This window comes from Clostridioides sp. ES-W-0016-02 (assembly GCF_020641035.1).
Classification (GTDB): Bacteria; Bacillota; Clostridia; order Peptostreptococcales; family Peptostreptococcaceae; genus Clostridioides.
In genome coordinates, this window is record NZ_CP061361.1 from 3,186,507 (window position 1) to 3,205,272 (window position 18,766).

Sequence of the window (18,766 nt, forward strand, 5' to 3'; positions counted from 1 at the left end):
ATTTAACATTTTCCAATTTGATACTTTTATTTTAATTTGCCTTTATAGAATTTATAATATAGCATCTTTATTAAATTCTTACTACTGAACTAAGTTTAATAAACTGTTTAATGCAGTTTGATTTATGCCATCTCCAGCTTCATATACTAGGCTTGTCTTTTTAGGCTCTAGAGCAGTTTTCTGAGCAGATGTTACACTATTTCCAAGCATAACTACTGGTGATTTTAATTTTGCTGCTAAAGGTCCTGATGTTAATGCATCTACTAACTGATTACTCTTACTTACAAATATTGATGAATATTCAGCATTTGGATAGAATTTCTGTATTACTTTTCCATTTGTTTCTTCTCTATTTTCTCCAGCTATTCTATTTTTAGATACATCATTAGTAATAACTTTATCTAATTTACTTATTACTGAATCAGATATACTTAAATTACCACCTATAAAGTATGCATCTTTTACATTTAAGTCTGATACCCAGTTATAGATTTCATCACTTACATTATCTTTTGATACTAATACGATTGGCTGTTTTTCTTCTCCTGCTTTTGAAGCTATAGAAAGAGAATCTGCTTCACCTGTACCACTTGTTATATATAGTTTGTCTACTGGATTAGTCTTAGCTAATTCTTTTGCTATTAAAAGAGATGTGCTATATCTATCTGAGCCACCCACTCTGTTTATTGATACATTTGATAATGTATCTTTTATCTCACTTTCAACTTTATCTCCAATAGAATTATTTCCTCCTATTAAGATAACTTTACTTGGATTAAGTCTTTTTATTTCATTTTTGGTAGATGTTGGTATGTCACCCTTATTTACTAATAATATAGGTGCATCATTTGCAGTAGCAAGTGGAGTTGATGTTATACCATCTACTATAGAATATCCATTTACTAATACTACTGTATCTGAATTTGTAGCCCATCCTTTTTTACTTATTGCAACTGCTGTATCATATCTTTCAGCACCTCTTAATTTTTCCACCTTGACATTAGATGGTGGAGTCACTGGCTGTTCATTGCTGTCAGAGTACAAGCTCTTTAAATCATTTTGTATAGATGTACTATTTGCTATATCTTTAGCTGAAAAATACATACTACCCTTTATTTCACTATATTTTCTATTTAATGTTACTTGCTTAACTATTTCTTTTGCTATGTTTTGCCCATTATAACTTGATTGCCCTTGCTTATATATACCTTGTCCTATGTATAAATCTACATTTGTTCCTTTTACTTCATTTGCCCACCATGCTACTAATTTAGAGTAATCTGCAGCTTTAAGACCAATTGGCCAGTAAAGTTGTGGAACTACGTAATCAACTAATCCTTGTTTTATCCATGCTCTTGTATCTGCATATGTACCTACATAACTTTCATTACCTGATGTATCTGAACCTGTTGGGTCACTACTCTTATTTCTCCATATTCCAGCTGGACTCACACCAAACACAACTTCAGGCTTTATACTCTTTATAGATGCCTTTACATCTCTAAGTAGAGTATTTACATTTTCTCTTCTCCAATTGTCTTTGTTTTGTCCTTGTCCATATTTTTGATATGTAGCAGTATCATTGAAGCTTACTCCTGGATAGAAATAATCATCGAAATGAACACCATCTATATCATAATTTTGAACTACCTCTGCTATACTATCAACTATGTACTTTCTAACTTCTGGTAGACCTGGGTCATAGTAATACTTATTTCCATGTTTAACTACCCAGCTTGGGTTTTTCTTTGCTGGATGGTTTGCTGGCAACTTATCTATACTCTCATCTGCCATAGTTATTCTGTATGGATTAAACCATGCGTGAAATTCCATTCCTCTTTTGTGTGCTTCTTCTATTAAAAATGGTAATGGATCATATCCAGGGTCTTTACCTTGAGTACCTGTAAGATATTCAGACCATGGATTTATATTTGATTTATATAAAGCATCTGATTTTGGTCTTACTTGAACCACTGCTGTGTTTATCCCTGAACTTTTTAATTTGTCTAATAGGTCTGTGTATTCCTTTTTTTGCTTGGCTTCATTATTTTTAGTCTTAGGCCAATCTAAGTTATAAACTGTAGATATCCAAGCTGCTCTCATTTCCTTATCATTTGACGAATCAGCAAATGAACTTACACTACACATTGTAAGTGTCATTACCAACGATAATAGTAATATACTTATCTTTTTCATTTCATCCCCCTTAATTTCTTAAATTTATTTTTTTCTACAATATACTCCTTACTAAGTATATCTAAAATTCATATTATCTGTCAAATATTGAATAATATAGTTAATATTTATATTTAATATTTGATTATAATATGAAATAATTTATTATAAAAAAAACAGCAAAGAAATTTATCTTCTTTGCTGTTTTTATAACGTTCATCACTATTTTAATATTAATTAATACTTCACTCTCTATGTAAAACATTAAACATAACTGCATTTAATGTTAATATTCAATCCTATGTAAATTAAATCTATTATTATTGTAAAACACGTGTAGCAGTTATAAGTCTTCTAGCATAATTAGTTCCTGGAGCCATACTAGTAACTTTTACTACATCTCCTGTTTGTGGTGAATGTATAAATTTAGAATCTCCTATATACAACCCAACATGATTTATTGAACCACCTGAACCAAAGAAAACTAAATCTCCTGCTTTTAATTCTGCTCTAGATACTTTCTTTCCTACTGTTGCTTGTGATCTTGATACTCTTGGCAAATTAACTCCTGCTCCATTTTTGTAAACATAAGAAGTGAACCCAGAACAATCAAAAGAGTTTGGTCCAGTTGCTCCCCATCTATATGGTTTACCTTGTTGCTTAAATGCTAAGTTTAAAACATTTTGTACCTTTGCGTCTACATTTCCACCTTCAATAGTTAAATAATCTCCATTTACCCATCCTGTAACATTGTCAACTGTTTTTATTTTTATCCATCCATTTGAATGTAATTCTAAAACTTCAACTTTGTCACCTGTGTTTATCTTTCCTACTATTGCATCATTTGCACTAGCTCCACTTCTCATGTTTAAGAAGTCACATTGATCTACTGTCGCAGTCATAGGTGAATTAGATAACTCTGCTGCACTAGCTGTTATTGCTCCCGCCTCCACTGTAACAACTCCTGCTATTAACACCATCGCTATAAATTTTTTCAATATATGTTTTTTATTTTTAATATTCATCATAATCTCAAATACCTAATCCTTTCGAAAATTTAACATTTTGTTCCTTCGTTTCCAATTCCTAATTAACATTCTAACTTACATCAAAATAAATTGCAACCTTTTTTGTAATCTTTTTGTAATCTTTTTGTAATCTTTTGTTTCTTTTTAGTCTCTATTTGTTTCTTTTTGCTCCCCCTGGTTACAAATTAGAAATATATTCTACTTATCTCGAGTTATTGCAATTTCCTTGATATTAGCATCTTCTGGTTTAATGTAAGTTGGTACTAATTTTCTCATTACACTATCTATTTTTTCAGTTTCTTCATTGTTTGTAATTTCTTTTAAAAGTTTTAAGTATTTTGTTATTTCTTCTCTATCAACATCTATTGGCCTACCAATAAAAATCTTTTTATGCTCTGTATCTAACAGACCTTCTTCTGACATAAGAAGTTCTTCATACAATTTTTCTCCTGGTCTAAGACCAGAAAATTCAATTTTTATATCAACATCTGGTTCAAACCCACTAAATTTTATTAAATTTTTTGCTAAATCCAATATTTTTACAGGCTCTCCCATATCAAGCACAAATACTTCTCCACCTTTAGCCATAGCTCCAGCCTGTATAACAAGTCCTACAGCCTCTGGTATCGTCATAAAATATCTAATGATATCTGGATGTGTAACAGTTACTGGTCCTCCATCTTCAATTTGCTTCTTAAAAAGGGGAATTACACTTCCATTACTTCCAAGTACATTTCCAAATCTAACTGCAACAAACTCAGTCTGACTTTCATCATTCATTGTCTGTATAATCATCTCAGCAGCTCTTTTAGTAGCTCCCATTATATTTGTAGGATTTACAGCTTTATCTGTAGATATAAGGACAAACTTCTTAGCTTTATATTTTGAAGATAAACCTGCTATATTTAAAGTTCCAAATATATTATTCTTTATAGCTTCACCAGGGCTTGACTCCATAAGAGGAACATGTTTATGAGCTGCTGCATGGAACACTACTTCTGGCTTATATTTATTAAATATTTCATCCATTCTTTTTTCTTCTCTTATTGAAGCTATTATTGCTTTTAAATCCAGCTTGTTTTTATATTTTCTAAGCAATTCTTGTTGTATTGCATAAGCATTATTCTCATAATTATCAACTATAATAAGTTCTTTAGGATTAAATCCTGCAATCTGTCTGCAAAGCTCTGAACCAATTGAGCCTCCTCCTCCAGTTACAAGGATTACTTTTCCTTCAATGTAGTTACTTATCTCTTTTAAATTTGTTCTTATAGGCTCTCTACCCAATAAGTCTTCTATTTCTACCTCTCTAATCTGTTTTATGTCAACTTTTCCATCTATAATTTCATAAATCCCTGGTATTGTCTTTATTTTACAATTAGTATTTTTACACATATCAATAATTTCTTTTTTTCTGCGTTTTTCTATGTTGGCAATAGAAAAAATTATTTCATCTACTTTATATTCTTCAACTATATCATTTATCTTTGAAGTTGTTCCTACAATCTTTACATTATGAATTATTCTTCCGATTTTATTTTTATCATCATCGATTATAGCTACTGCGACTTTTTTAAGTTCTGGATTTCGCTTTAATTCTTGTATAACCATCTCTCCAGCATCTCCTGCTCCAATTATAAGAATGTTAGAAACCTTCCCTCTAGAATAGGTTTTATTCATGACTATTCTTATAGCTCTGTACCCTATTCTCACTCCACTTGTAAACATTATAATGAATATCGTATTTAATACATAAAGCATTATAGGATAATCGAGTCCCAATATTCTATTTATCACATAAGCTGGAATTAGATAAGCTAAAGTTGCAATAAAAATCGAAATAATTTCTTCTTCTCCTGCATATCTCCACAATGTGTTGTAACATTTAAACAATCTAAATGATACTATATGGAGTACAATATATATACAAACTGAAATTATTACATTATTAACATTGAATACATCTAAATTTCCTGTCAAACTCAAAGACATTCGAAATGCTACTAGCACGCTACAAATATCTAGAATTAATAATGTTAGTTGTCTAAATTTATATTTTTTAAAAAGCTTATTAAAAAAGCTTTCTTTCTCTAAATCTATACTTTCTCGCATAACTAGAAGCCCTCCATTAAACAGCAAAAGCTACGCACCTAAGCATAGCCAACAACATCTATCTTTTGCTGTATTTTTCAATTCTTATTTTTTATATTTATCTAATATAGAGTCGTATATTTTTGCTATATCATTAAAGTTTAAATTAACTTCATAATTTTCTCTAACAAACTGACGCCCTTTTTTACCCATATTAAGTCTAAGTTCATCATTTTCCATTAGCTTTATTATAGCATTTTTTATTTCTTCTGGTTGCTTTGGCTCTACAATTAGCCCAGTTTCATTTTTCAATACAGATTCTGGATGTCCACCTACATTTGTAACAATGACAGGAACTTCACAAGACTCTGATTCTATTGCAGCTACACCAAAACCCTCTCTCAAAGAAGGAAATACAGTTACATCAAAAGAATTAAAAGTCTTACTTACATCCTCTGGAGATATTCTACCTAAAAATTGAACATCTTCTTCTAGTCCTAATTCCTTAGTCAAATTCACTAAGTTATCCATTTGACTTCCAGAACCACCTATTTTTAAAATTATTTTCTTTTCTTTATATTCATCTTTCAACATCTTAAATGCTTGTACTAAATATTCAATTCCATATTTTTTTTCCAAACTCTTTATAATTCCTATTACAAAAGCATCTTCTTTTTCTACTTCCATAGGTTTAAATCTATCCATATCTACTCCGAAAAAGGTTACATCTACATGCTTAGTTGTATATTTATTAGCTTCTTTAGCCATGTCTCTACTATTTGAAAATATATAATCTGCTTTTCTAAAGTTATGTTTTATAATTTGTTTTTGTATAAAACCATTGTTTGGGAAATCGTAAATATCAGTACCCCAAACAGAAATAATATATGGATGATACCCAAGTAAACTCCCTATAAATCCATAGCTACTTGCATATTGTGCATGAAGTATATCTGGCTTTATTTCATTTACTAGTTTCTTTATTTGTTTTATTGAACCTAAGTATCCTGTTTTTTTAGAAATATTTTCATTTTTCAGTTCTTCTACGTTAGAACCAAAATCATATATTTTAATTCCTTCCATGTGACCTCCATTTAAAGAGATTACATGAATGTCATATCCTTTATTTTTAAAAAAACTACACCATTTCAAAGTATGAGGATTTGACCCATCAGCCAAATAACAAACAGTCTTCATAATATTTACCTTCCTATCGAATAATACTCAATACCTAGTTCTTTCATATCTTCAAGCTTATAGCAATTTCTTCCATCTAGAACTAAAGGATTTTTCATCTTTTCCTTATACTTATGTATATCATAATTTAAGACATCTTTCCACTCTGTCATTATAAAACATATCTCTGCATCTTCTATTGTATCATCTATAGATTTAGCATAAAGTATAGAATCTCCAAATATTTTCTTAGTATTTTCAACTCCTATTGGGTCAAATGCAGTAACTTTTGCTCCTCTTTCAAGCAAATATTTTATATTTGGGATAGATGGAGCTTCTCTTATATCATCAGTATCTGGCTTAAATGTTAGTCCTAAAACAGCAACTTTCATATCTTGAAAGCTCTCTACTAGTTTAGATGCCTTTCTAACTAATTTAAGTTTTTGGCTTTCATTCACTTCTATAGCAGCTTTTACTGTTTTTAACTCATATCCATTATGTTCAGACAACCAGTGAAGAGCTTTTGTATCTTTAGGGAAACAAGAACCTCCATAACCTATACCTGCTTTTAAGAATTTACTTCCTATTCTATCATCATAACTCATTCCTAAGGCAACATCTTCCACATTAGCTCCTGCTATCTCACAAAGATTTGCAATATCATTCATAAAAGATATCTTAAGTGCTAAAAAATTATTTGATGCATATTTTATCATTTCAGCACTATTTCTATTAGTTACTATTATAGGTTGATTAAAAGGTTTATAGATTTCTTCCAGTATTTCTCTTGCCCACTCACTTTCCACTCCTATAACGATTCTTGAAGCATGTAAAGTATCTCTTACTGCGCTACCTTGTGATAAAAACTCTGGATTAGATGCAAGTTCAACTTTCACATCATTTTTTAAGTTTCTATTTATATAATCTTCTATTTCTTCATTTGTTCCAATTGGTACTGTAGATTTTATTACTACTAAAGTATCTTTTGTTACAGTTTCAGCTATTTGCTTTGCAACTGCCTTTATATAATCTAAATTAGCTGAACCATCACTTCTTTCAGGAGTTCCCACAGCTATTAGTATTATATCTACATCTTCATAAGCTTTTTTATAATCTGTAGTATAATTTATTCTTCCTTTTTTATAATTTCTAACCATAAGTTCTTCTAGGCCTTCTTCATATATAGGTGCTATCCCAAGTTGCATCGATTTAACTTTGTGTTCATCTATATCAACACAAATTACATTTTCATTGCCTACCTCTGCTAGACAAACACCTGTTACTAGCCCTACATATCCAGTCCCAGCTATAGCTATTTTCATTTTTTTACCTCCAAGTATATAAAACTTATACTCTTTTTTTAATGGCATTAAAAACATAGAAACAAAATACATATAGACTTTTTGGTAAACTTAAATTTTCAACATTTCTATAAGTATTCCAAGTTCGTTTTAATGCTTTTATCTTATTGCTTGATATAGAATTCCCAACTAGCCTATAATTCACTAAATCTTCTTGAATTCCATATGCATATTTTTCCTTTTTAAGTAATTGTAACCAAGTTGCAGTATCTTGTCCTCTTCTTACTAAAGGCATACTAAATTCACCTATGACATCCTTATCGATGACTACAGTAGAACACCCTATTATAGTATTTCTAAGTAATCCTTCATAGTCAATCTTTTTAGGTGCTCTTGCAACTTTACTCGTTTTTGTTCCATCTTGTCTCATATATCTATAAGATGTAAAAGAAAACCCGATATTTTCTTTTAACATATATCCTATCTGAATTTCTAACTTTTTACTCTCCCATAAATCATCACTATCTACAAATGCAATAAATCTACCTTCCGCATTTTCAATACCAACATTCCTAGATACTGCAGCTCCAGAATTTTTTTCAAGCTTTATATATTTTATTCTAGCATCTTCTTTTTGAAAACTTTTTATAATTTCACTTGAATTGTCCTTAGAACAATCATCCACTAATAAAAGCTGCCAATTTTTATAAGTTTGATTTTGGATTGACTTTATTGTCTCTGATAAAAACTCTTCTGAATTATATACAGGAGTAATTATCGATACTAAAGGCTCATTCATATTTTTACTCTCCTTATATAGCAACTAGCAGTACTATACCAACAAGTTTACTTAGATACTAACTTTTTTTGTCCAATATATTTGTAATATCCTAATGGGAATAACACTAAATACAATAATTTATCAGATATTTTTTTGATTTCGCCAAAATAATGACTGTCAGATAACAATGAGTATCTAGCTAAATTTATGTAATTCTTTATCCACATATATGGATATCTACCTAAAGGATATGTATTTTGATTTATTAAATATAAAAACTCTAATGCTCTACCTTTTAATGCATTTTTATTTAATATATTCTTAGTCAAACCATCATCCAAATAATCTCTTATTATCATAGGTTTGTTTACACATTTAACATTATAGTATTTAGACATTTCATTCCATACTACACTTTCTGGTAAAAATCTCACTTCTTTTCTTTCTGGAAAAGGAAATTTTATAAGCTCATCAGTTACAAATACTATGCTTTTATCTCCCTTAACACCATATTTAAAATATAGGTCTGCAAAGTGACATATTTTTTTATCCTCAGGCATTTCTGTGCCTATTAAATCTCCACTTGGGTATACACAAAGTCCAACAACTCCACTAAATCCTTCTTTATTTTCTACAGAATTCCATTCATCATTAGCAATTTCAAGAGAATCTTTAATTAAACCATCATCACTATCTACAATGAAAAATAGTTCTCCATCTGCATTTTTTACACCTAGATTTATTGCAGTATGCTTTCCTCCATTTTCTTTGTATATATATCTTATATTTAATTTATCTTCTGATATAAATTTTTCAACTAATTCTTTAGTACCGTCACTACTTCCATCATCAACAATCAACCATTCAAAGTCGTTGAAATCATATGTTTGAGCTTTTAAATCATTATACAAATTTTCAAGTAAATGTGCTCTATTATATGTTGGAGTAAATACAGTAAATTTATATTTATACATTAATTAAATCTTCCTCTCTATCTAACTTTTTTTAATTCCATTTATTCCATAATTAATAAAGTAGTATATAGCTTTGTATAGAGGTATTTTTTCTATATTTCTATATATATTCCAAGTCCACATAGCAGCCTTTATCTTATTACCACTAAGGGAGTTACTAGATTTTCTATATAATGCTAAAACTTCATTTATTCCATGAGCGATATGTCCTCTTTTCAATATAGATAACCACAAGACATAATCTTCATGTCTTACACCACTCATTTTAATTTCAAAATCCAATTTAGACTTATCAATTACAACAGTAAGACATCCCAAAATATTTCCCTTTAATAACCTTCTATAATCTACATTAGGTGGCACTTTTATTACTTTATTTAACTTTTTATCATTTTCGTCCATCAGTTCATATGAAGTAAATGAGATTACATAGTCATTTTCTAACATAAAGTTTACTTGTTTTTCTAACTTACTACTATTCCACTGGTCATCACTATCTAAAAAAGCTATAAATTGTCCTGTCGCATTACTTAATGCTAGATTTCTAGCATTAGAGACACCCTTATTAGTCTCAGTCTTTATGCATTTTATTCTACTATCTTGTTGCATATAAGATTTGACTATACTAGGACTATTATCTGTTGAGCAATCATCAATAATTAACATTTCCCATTCTTGATAAGTTTGGTTTAATACTGATTTTATGGTTGCTTCAATAAATTTTTCAGAATTATACATGGGAGTAATTATAGATACTAAATTCTTCTTCATATTACCTTCCTCATCATTTATAAAATATTTATTTAATTTTACTTAATACACAATCATATATCCTCTTGCAGTTCTTATTGTCATTATATCTGAAAAACTTATTTCTTTCATTTTTTTGGTTACCCATAACCTCAAAATTATTTTCAATAATATCAATAAGTTTATTCACAGCTTCATCATTATTATAAGCCAAAGACCCAAACATTTCGCTTTTTAAATCTATATACGAGTCAACTTTTTCCATATATTCATCTAAATCAAATTGATAAAATAAAATAGGTCTGTTCATATATAGAAAATCTATGGCAACACTTGAATAATCAGTTATGTTTGCAGCTGATTTTCTTATTTCATTTGCTAGAGTTACCCCTTTATCTAAAAATACAATTCGTTTACCAGTTATGTTTTCTTTTATGTCATCTATAAACTCATGCATAAGATGATGCATATAAATTTTTACATTTATATCTTTCTCATCTAATATTTTATTTAATTTATCATCATTCAAGAAATTCATTATATTTTTAAAATAATCTGTATCTGTAAATTTTCCTGAACTAAATTTTATCCAGTCTCTCCATGTAGGAGTATATAATATATCTCGTGTTTGTGCAACTTCATTTGTTGGTAAATTGTCATATCTTGCATTTCCAATTATATAAACTGAGTCATCTAACATTCCCCAATCATTTACCATAACATCTCTTTCAAACTCAGAACTTGCTGTAACTATATTATAACTTTTATATAGGTTATCTATAATATTTTTAAACTTTTTATTCATTGGCTTTCTCTTTTTAAAACTTATCGTTCCATGATTTAAGAATACTTTTATCGTCTTTTTATGGAAATAATTAAGAACAGGTACAGCAAAGTTATAAGGTGCTATATCTGCTGATGGCGCATGTGAAAATACTATAGCTTTTGAATTGTAATAATATAGATAGTTTTCTACACTTCCTCTTATTAATTTCTTGCCTGGAATTTTATTGAATACTTTACTGTCTTTATTTACTACCCAATAAGTTTCTACATCATTATGTTCTTTCAACATATACTCATAAAAGAACTTGGCATTATCATTGTATATATCTCCTGAATGTCCACCTATAAGCCAAATATTTCTACCATTAAACTTATGCTTATTAAATGGATACATAAAAAAAGCCAAAAGCATATTTATTAAAAATTTAACCTTGTCCATAAACACCATCCTCATTATAACTTATACTGTCTAAATCCATTAATTCTTCCTTTTATAGTGGCACTATGATAATCTTTGTTGGAACTCAATATAAGACCGCCTATATTTCTTACAAGCTTTGATGCCATAACCTTTACAAACTTATAATTCTTTCTATAGACTATTTCTTTTTTGCAAATGGCTCCAAAACCTCTTCCATAGTTATAATCTTTTTGATACTTTTCTTTAGATTTAGAATGTTTTTTTGCAGGATGGTAAATTATATCATTCCCAAAGTATTTTCCTTTAAATCCTAAACTCAACAGGTTTAAAACATAATCTATCTCTTCACCAGCACCAAAATCTCCACCAACACCTAATTTTTCGTCAAATCGTGTATATTCTTTTTCTCCAAAATCAACAAAAAAAGTTATGGATGTTATAGTATTTAAAACGTTGGAACTTGTGATATCACAAGTTCCATCATACATTTTCTTAAATGCATCAATTTTATTTGCATCCATAGTTTTACAACTGTATATTTTATAATCTTTATTTTTATTAAAGAAGTTTGTAACTTTTTCTAATGTATCATTTTCGTAGACACAGTCATCATCAGGAAAACCTATAATTTGCCCTTTAGCATTATCTATGCCTACATTTCTGTTATAACTTAATCCTAGCTTATCGCTTTTTATATACTTTATATCTAACTTATCAACGTATTTATCAACTATCTCCTTAACTTTGTTATTATCATTTTGATCTATTACTATAAGTTCAAAGTTCTTGTAAGTTTGATTTTCTAAGCTATCCATAAGTAAGTATATATCATCATATCTATTTAATGTTGGCATTATTAATGATATTAACATTACTACCTCCTACTTTTCATTTTCCACAAATCTACCTCTCTTTTATCGTTTAATATTACTTCTTTTATTAGTAATACTATTGTGAAACTAAATGAAGCTTCTAATAATAAATTTTCTGCAAAAGAATATAGTAAAAATATGAATAAAGCTACTAAATACTCTTTTTTATCTTTTTCTATAAAGCTTTGTATACCTTTATACATCAAAAACATAAATAAGATGCAAGCAATTACTCCTAGTACACTAATTATATATATATAAGAACTGTCTAATGGATTAGTTGCTTTTATAGCAGCACTATATGAATTTCCAAAAGGTTTCATAAAATTTCCCTCTTGAGCTAAGTATACATTCCAGAACTTAGGTCTACTTGCTAATAATCTATTTAGTACACTACTTTTAGAAAACATCATACCAATAATTACACTAAATAAAGTAAGTATTATCGGTGATGTCTTTATAAGCATTGGTAGTACTTTTATTTTTTTTAGGTCTATCACTCTTATTATCTCTACAAATATTAATCCTGCTAATATAGTAAAAAAGCCAGTTCTACTATATGTAGTTTGATAAACAAAGAATGCAGATCCAAATAAAATTATTCTATCCCATTTATTATAGTTTTTATATCTTAAGAATATATATGCTGCATATATAGTAACCATATAATAAAATACTCCATTTGGATTACCAAGTCCAAAATCCATTCTTGTAACAAGCGTATCTAATTTTCCTATATATCTATAGTGGACTTCCTGATTAAATACTAATGAAGGAAATAAATTGAATAATAATATAGCTCCTATTAAAAAACATACAGATATTATTAAATAACTTTTAACTATACATTTATCATCTATTTGTTTAGCTGATACAGCTAACAAAACAATTAATAATATAGCTCCTTCTCTATTTAATATATAAAGTAATACACAAGCTCCAACTAGCACCATTTCTGTTATACTTTTTTTCTTATCAAATAAAAAAAGTAGCATTAGTATTCCTATTGAAGAATAAAATAACGCTGATTTAATTATCCCTATACTCAAATCTGGGTCAATAAATGATATCATATACTTTCTAAGTACTATGATAAACAAAACAAATATATAAAGATATTTTTTAATCATAATATTTCTATCATCGTTTAAAGTCTTCATTTCACTTTCTCCCTTTTAGCTTCTTAAAGTATTACTTGCAAATATTTTACAACACTTCCATATCTTATTTACACCTGTTAAGTGCTTACTTTCTAAGAAATAATTTCTTTTCTTAGCCCAACTTTTTCCCCACCAATGTATTCCATAAGTATTTTCTGTAATACATTCTGGTGTAAAGTCTTCTTTAAATCCAAAAGGATAAAAATATTCTTTATCGTAGACACGGATGCCTTCTTCATAGTTATTTTGGTCAATCTTTTTATAATTTTTTTCCATAAGATAAGTCATAACTTTTGGTATTGTAAACAATGAAGAAGTAAGCACCTCTTTTTCGTAGTACTCTAATAAATCTTTAAAGAAAGGATGTCCTTTTTCTACACCTACTATGGCTGCATTCATGTATTCTCCATCATCTTCATATCCACATATAAGCCTATTATTTTCTAAGAGAGGAGTTATATCCTTTAATATCTGCATATCTGTATCCAGATAAACTCCACCTTGTTCATAGAGTACCCTTACTCTTGTATAATCTGATATGAATGCCCAAAGCTTTCTTTTATAACATTCTTCCAAAAACTTATTTCCTTTTATTTCTTTCTCTATATCAAAGTTTTTTTCATTCCACTCTACTATCTCATATTCTGGAAGTTTTTCTTTCCATGAATTTATACATATATTTTCTATATTTCCTTTTGGACCACCAAACCATACATAATGTATTTTTTTAGGAATCAAATGAACACCTCCTACATATATTCTTGTCTATCTTCTTCTTTTAATTGCTCTACTATCTTTTTGACATCTTGAGCTTTATCTTTTCTACAAACCATAACTGCATCATTTGTAGATACTACTATCAAATCACTAATACCTATTGTCGATATTAATTTGTCATCTGAATATATAATTGAGTTTTTAGTATCTATAGTAATATTTTCACCTCTTTTGATGTTACCTTCATCATCAGTTGGATATATCGCACCTAGGGAGTCCCAAGAACCAACATCATTCCAACCAAAATCACCAGGAACTACTATAACGTCATTACTTCTTTCCATAATACCATAATCTATAGAGATTGATTGTATTGTTGGATAGATTTCTCTTATTTTTTCTATTTCTTCTTCTGTTCCTAAGTAATTACTGATTTCCTCTAATTTTTCATATACTTTTGGTAAGTATCTCTTAAAATCTTCCAATATCTTGGATACCTTCCATACAAACATACCACTATTCCACACATATTTCTTAGAATTTACATACTCTTTAGCAATTTCATAGTTTGGCTTTTCTACAAACTCCACTACTTCATATGCAACATTTTCTATTGTATTTTCTCTACTAAAGTTTATGTATCCATATCCTGTTGATGGGAATGTAGGATTTATCCCAATAGTTACTAGTTTATCATTATTTTCTGCTATATAAATAGCTTTTTCTAAAATAGCTTTAAATTCTTTTTCATCTTTTATATAATGGTCAGCTGGATATACACACATAACACCATCACCATATTTTTTCATTATGTTAAAGGCTGCAAAACCTATAGCTGCTGCCGTATTTCTGGCACATGGTTCTGGTAAGATATTACTGTATAAACATTTATCTTTTACTGTATCTTTTAAAGCGTCCATTTGCTTCTCATTAGTTACTATAAATAAATCCTCTTTGTTTGCTAGAGAATCTATTCTGTTTATAGTTTCATTTATTAAAGCATCTTCTCCACTTAAATTTATAAGCTGCTTAGGTACTTCTTGTCTACTAAGTGGCCAGAAACGAGTTCCGCCTCCTCCAGCCATTATGACATTATATACTTTCATCGTTTATCTCCCCTTAGCTCTTTATATAGAATCCACCACATTTAATATATAAGATATTAAATTATTCAACTTAGATTCTACATCTTCTTGGTTATCTGAATTTGCTCCAAAGTAAAATTTAATTTTAGGTTCTGTACCTGAAGGTCTTATAGCTATCCAAGAACCATCTTCAAGTAAAAATTTAAGTACATCTGATTTAGGTAAATCATCTACTCCATCTTTATAATCTAAAATCTTATCTACTTTTACATCAGCCACATTATCTATTTTAACACTTCTAAAGTAAAGCATCATCTCTTTTATTTTTTTTATTCCTTCTATGCCTTTTAAAGTCACTGACTTTAATTCCTCTTTGTAGTACCCAAATTTATTATATGTATCTATCAAGGCTTCATACAAGTTCATACCTTTTGAAAAATAGTATGCTGCCATTTCACATATCATAAGCGAAGATACAACACCATCTTTATCTCTAGCATGAGTTCCAATTAAGTAACCATAGCTTTCCTCATATCCCATTATAAAGCTTCTATCATTACTTTCTTCAAACGCTTTTATTTTTTCTCCTATAAATTTGAACCCTGTTAAAGTATTCAAACAATCTACATTATAAGCCTTTGCTATTTTTGCACCTAGTTCTGATGTAACTATAGTTTTTATTATTGTAGGATTGTTTTTAGGAAGTTTATTTTCTTCAACTAAACTCTCTACTATATATCTAACTAAAAGTGAGCCAACTTGGTTTCCATTTAAGACTACATACTCACCACTAGAATCTTTTACAACAACACCTACTCTGTCACAATCAGGGTCTGTCCCTATTATCAAATCAGTACCATTACTCTTTGCCATTTCAATAGCTATATTAAATACTGACTTTTCTTCAGGATTAGGATACTTAACTGTTGAAAAATTAGAATCTGGCAATTCTTGCTCCTTAACCACCATTACATTTTCAAAGCCACATTCATTTAAGACTCTTCTTACTGGTTTATTTCCGGTTCCATGAATAGGTGTATATATTATTTTTAATTTTTTTCCATATTCATCTATCGTGCTTTGTCTTAAAACTTGCTTCTTAACAGCCTTTATAAACTCATCATCTATTTCATTATCTAATATAGTTATTAAATTTTTAGATAAAGCTTCTTCAAAATCTACACTTTTAATGATACTGTAATCATCAATCTTATTAACTTCTGCAATTATATCATTGGCCATATCTATACAGATTTGACCTCCATCTGAGTCATATACCTTATATCCATTGTACTCTTTAGGATTATGACTTGCTGTTATTACTATTCCCATAGCACACTTTAAATGTCTAACAGCAAAAGAAAGTTCTGGTGTAGGCTTTAACTCTTCAAAAATATAAGCCTTTACACCATATGCACTTAAAGTTTTAGCTACTTCTATACAAAACTCTCTTGACATGTATCTACTATCATGTGCTATAACAATTCCTTTTTGCTTTCCTTCTTCACCTTGCGTCTTCATAATATAATTTGAAATTCCAAGTGTTGCACGTCTAACAGTATAAATATTGATTCTATTAGTTCCCGCTCCTATTATACCCCTTAGACCACCTGTACCAAATTCTAAATTTTTATAGAATCTATCTTGTATTTCTTTGTCATCATCCTTTATACTTAATAGCTCTTCTTTGGTTTGTTCATCAAAATAAGGAGAATTTAACCACATCTCATAATTATTTTTATAATCCATATTTTCATCCTTTCTGACTCTATTTTAATTTTTTAAGGTAAATGTCTATCTTTTAAGTAGTTTTTGCTTTCCTTTTTTTAAAAATTCAAAAGCTAAGTCCATCTCTTCTACCTTAAATAAAACTATCAATATCGTATATACAGAAGCCCCACCTAATACTCCAGTTCCAACTGCTATAATTTCTTTAATTGTTCCTGCACCTATAAATGCATATAGATTGTTATATATCAATAAAGTGACTACTGCCATCACACCTGATGCTACCAAACTTTTAAGACCAGTCTTTATGATTTTATCTCCTCCAAAATATCCAGTTTTCTTTTTAAGAGATATAAACAATAATATAACTGTAATTATATTAGACGTACTAGTTGATATAGCAATACCTGCATGACCAAGTGGTCTTATCAATATTAAATTAAGAACTATATTTATTATTAGCGCGATACTTCCATTTATCATTGGTGTCTTTGTATCTGAAAGAGAATAGAATGCTCTATATAAAACATCTCTTACCCCACAAGCCAATAAACCTAACGAATATAATCTAAGAGCTATAGATGTAAGGTCTGTTGATAATGCATCAAACTTACCCCTTTGGAATAGTATTCTAACTAGAGGTTCTGCTAATATAATAGCTCCTATGGATATTGGAAGCACTACCAATATAATACAATTTGATGACTTTACAATAGTACTTATAAAGCCTTCTTTATTATCTTTACCCGACATTTTTGCTAACTTAGGATATATAACTGTTATTATAGATGTAACAAATAATGCCATAACAAACTCATTTAGTCTATTTGCATAGTTAAGGGCAGACAACTTTCCATCCCCCAAAGTAGTTGCCAATAACCTGTCAACAAATATATTTAACTGTCCAACAGCTACACCTATTAACATAGGCAAGACTAGATTCACTAATTCTTTTATGGACTCATCCTTTAAATTTATATATGGTTTATACTTGTAGGACTTCTTAAATGCAAATGGGAGTTGAAACAATAACTGACTTGCCATGGCAACCAATGCTCCTGCTGGTAGTATCCATACATTTTTACCTGCACTTAGTGCTATTGCTGCTATTATTATGATATTATATGGAATTCCTATAAGACCTGGAATTACAAAACTGTCATTCACCTGTAAAAATGAACTAAATATTTTACTTCCACTCAAGAACAAAACTCCTGAAATCATTATTTTAGTAAATAGTATTGCTGCTTGAAACTTAGCAGGGTCACTTCTAAATCCTGCTGCAAATACTGTAACAAATTGCTCTGTAAATAAAAGCCCCAAAATAGCTATTATTATAGCCATTATATAGCATATATTTAAAACATTGTTAGTAAATTTTAAGGCACCTTCATCTCCGAGTCTTTTCTTTGTCTCAAAGTACATAGGTATATAAGTTGTAGCAATTGCAGAACCTATGACTGCTATGATTAAACCAGGTATATTTAATGTTAATACAAATACGTCTGCATACATACCTGTTCCATAGAAATTTGCAAGTACAAGTTCTCTAAGGAAACCTAATACTTTTGAAAACATAGTGGCCGCCATAATCCACAATGCTGCTTTAGCTGTTTTTGACATTTTCTTTCTCCTTCTCTAATTTAAACTCTAAAAGTAGAACTTTTAAAACTGCTTATAAACATTATTCTGATTAAGTAAATTTAACCTATGAAAAGCTT

The 18,766-nt window shown here is 29.2% G+C and carries 15 protein-coding genes; all 15 read right to left on the bottom strand.

Features of this window, described 5'->3' with window-relative positions; genetic code table 11:
- Positions 1 to 81: 81 nt before the first annotated feature.
- The gene (locus IC758_RS15040) at positions 82 to 2,196 is read right to left on the bottom strand and encodes a cell wall-binding glycosyl-hydrolase Cwp19 (protein ID WP_227860554.1); all 2,115 of its coding nucleotides are present in this window, start codon (positions 2,194 to 2,196) and stop codon (positions 82 to 84) included.
- A 299-nt stretch (positions 2,197 to 2,495) separates the two neighbouring features.
- Positions 2,496 to 3,200 carry an SH3 domain-containing C40 family peptidase gene (locus IC758_RS15045; RefSeq protein ID WP_227434465.1) on the bottom strand — a complete coding sequence of 235 codons (705 nt, stop codon included), beginning with the start codon at positions 3,198 to 3,200 and terminating at the stop codon, positions 2,496 to 2,498.
- Positions 3,201 to 3,401: 201 nt separating this feature from the next.
- Positions 3,402 to 5,315 (bottom strand): polysaccharide biosynthesis protein, encoded by a 1,914-nt coding sequence (locus IC758_RS15050; RefSeq protein ID WP_227434464.1) that lies wholly within the window; start codon positions 5,313 to 5,315, stop codon positions 3,402 to 3,404.
- 84 nt (positions 5,316 to 5,399) lie between these two features.
- Positions 5,400 to 6,491: a glycosyltransferase family 4 protein gene (locus IC758_RS15055; RefSeq protein ID WP_227434463.1), complete on the bottom strand. Its 1,092-nt coding sequence runs from the start codon at positions 6,489 to 6,491 to the stop codon at positions 5,400 to 5,402.
- Between the two features lie 5 nt (positions 6,492 to 6,496).
- Positions 6,497 to 7,864, bottom strand: a complete 1,368-nt coding sequence (locus IC758_RS15060) for a UDP-glucose dehydrogenase family protein (RefSeq protein ID WP_413926633.1) — start codon at positions 7,862 to 7,864, stop codon at positions 6,497 to 6,499.
- Entirely contained in the window at positions 7,818 to 8,570 is a 753-nt protein-coding gene (locus IC758_RS15065) for a glycosyltransferase family 2 protein (protein WP_227482121.1), read from the bottom strand. Before IC758_RS15065 ends, IC758_RS15060 begins: the two co-directional genes overlap by 47 nt.
- A 47-nt stretch (positions 8,571 to 8,617) precedes the next feature.
- Positions 8,618 to 9,526, bottom strand: coding sequence for a glycosyltransferase family A protein (locus IC758_RS15070; RefSeq protein ID WP_227482120.1), 909 nt, complete (start codon positions 9,524 to 9,526; stop codon positions 8,618 to 8,620).
- Positions 9,527 to 9,547: 21 nt separating this feature from the next.
- Complete coding sequence (locus IC758_RS15075; RefSeq protein WP_227434459.1) at positions 9,548 to 10,297, bottom strand: glycosyltransferase family 2 protein; 750 nt, start codon at positions 10,295 to 10,297, stop codon at positions 9,548 to 9,550.
- Positions 10,298 to 10,325: 28 nt separating this feature from the next.
- Positions 10,326 to 11,501: a CDP-glycerol glycerophosphotransferase family protein gene (locus tag IC758_RS15080; RefSeq protein ID WP_227482119.1), complete on the bottom strand. Its 1,176-nt coding sequence runs from the start codon at positions 11,499 to 11,501 to the stop codon at positions 10,326 to 10,328.
- Positions 11,502 to 11,515: 14 nt separating this feature from the next.
- Positions 11,516 to 12,355 carry a glycosyltransferase family 2 protein gene (locus IC758_RS15085; RefSeq protein ID WP_227434457.1) on the bottom strand — a complete coding sequence of 280 codons (840 nt, stop codon included), beginning with the start codon at positions 12,353 to 12,355 and terminating at the stop codon, positions 11,516 to 11,518.
- A 2-nt stretch (positions 12,356 to 12,357) separates the two neighbouring features.
- Positions 12,358 to 13,515 (bottom strand): polysaccharide polymerase, encoded by a 1,158-nt coding sequence (locus tag IC758_RS15090; RefSeq protein WP_227824291.1) that lies wholly within the window; start codon positions 13,513 to 13,515, stop codon positions 12,358 to 12,360.
- A gap of 15 nt (positions 13,516 to 13,530) precedes the next feature.
- Positions 13,531 to 14,253: a glycosyltransferase gene (locus IC758_RS15095; RefSeq protein ID WP_227434455.1), complete on the bottom strand. Its 723-nt coding sequence runs from the start codon at positions 14,251 to 14,253 to the stop codon at positions 13,531 to 13,533.
- 11 nt (positions 14,254 to 14,264) lie between these two features.
- Positions 14,265 to 15,338: a mannose-1-phosphate guanylyltransferase gene (locus IC758_RS15100; protein WP_227830833.1), complete on the bottom strand. Its 1,074-nt coding sequence runs from the start codon at positions 15,336 to 15,338 to the stop codon at positions 14,265 to 14,267.
- Between the two features lie 21 nt (positions 15,339 to 15,359).
- Complete coding sequence (locus IC758_RS15105) at positions 15,360 to 17,066, bottom strand: phospho-sugar mutase (protein ID WP_227860555.1); 1,707 nt, start codon at positions 17,064 to 17,066, stop codon at positions 15,360 to 15,362.
- A 45-nt stretch (positions 17,067 to 17,111) separates the two neighbouring features.
- The gene (gene murJ, locus IC758_RS15110) at positions 17,112 to 18,668 is read right to left on the bottom strand and encodes a murein biosynthesis integral membrane protein MurJ (protein WP_227835266.1); all 1,557 of its coding nucleotides are present in this window, start codon (positions 18,666 to 18,668) and stop codon (positions 17,112 to 17,114) included.
- Positions 18,669 to 18,766 lie beyond the last annotated feature (98 nt).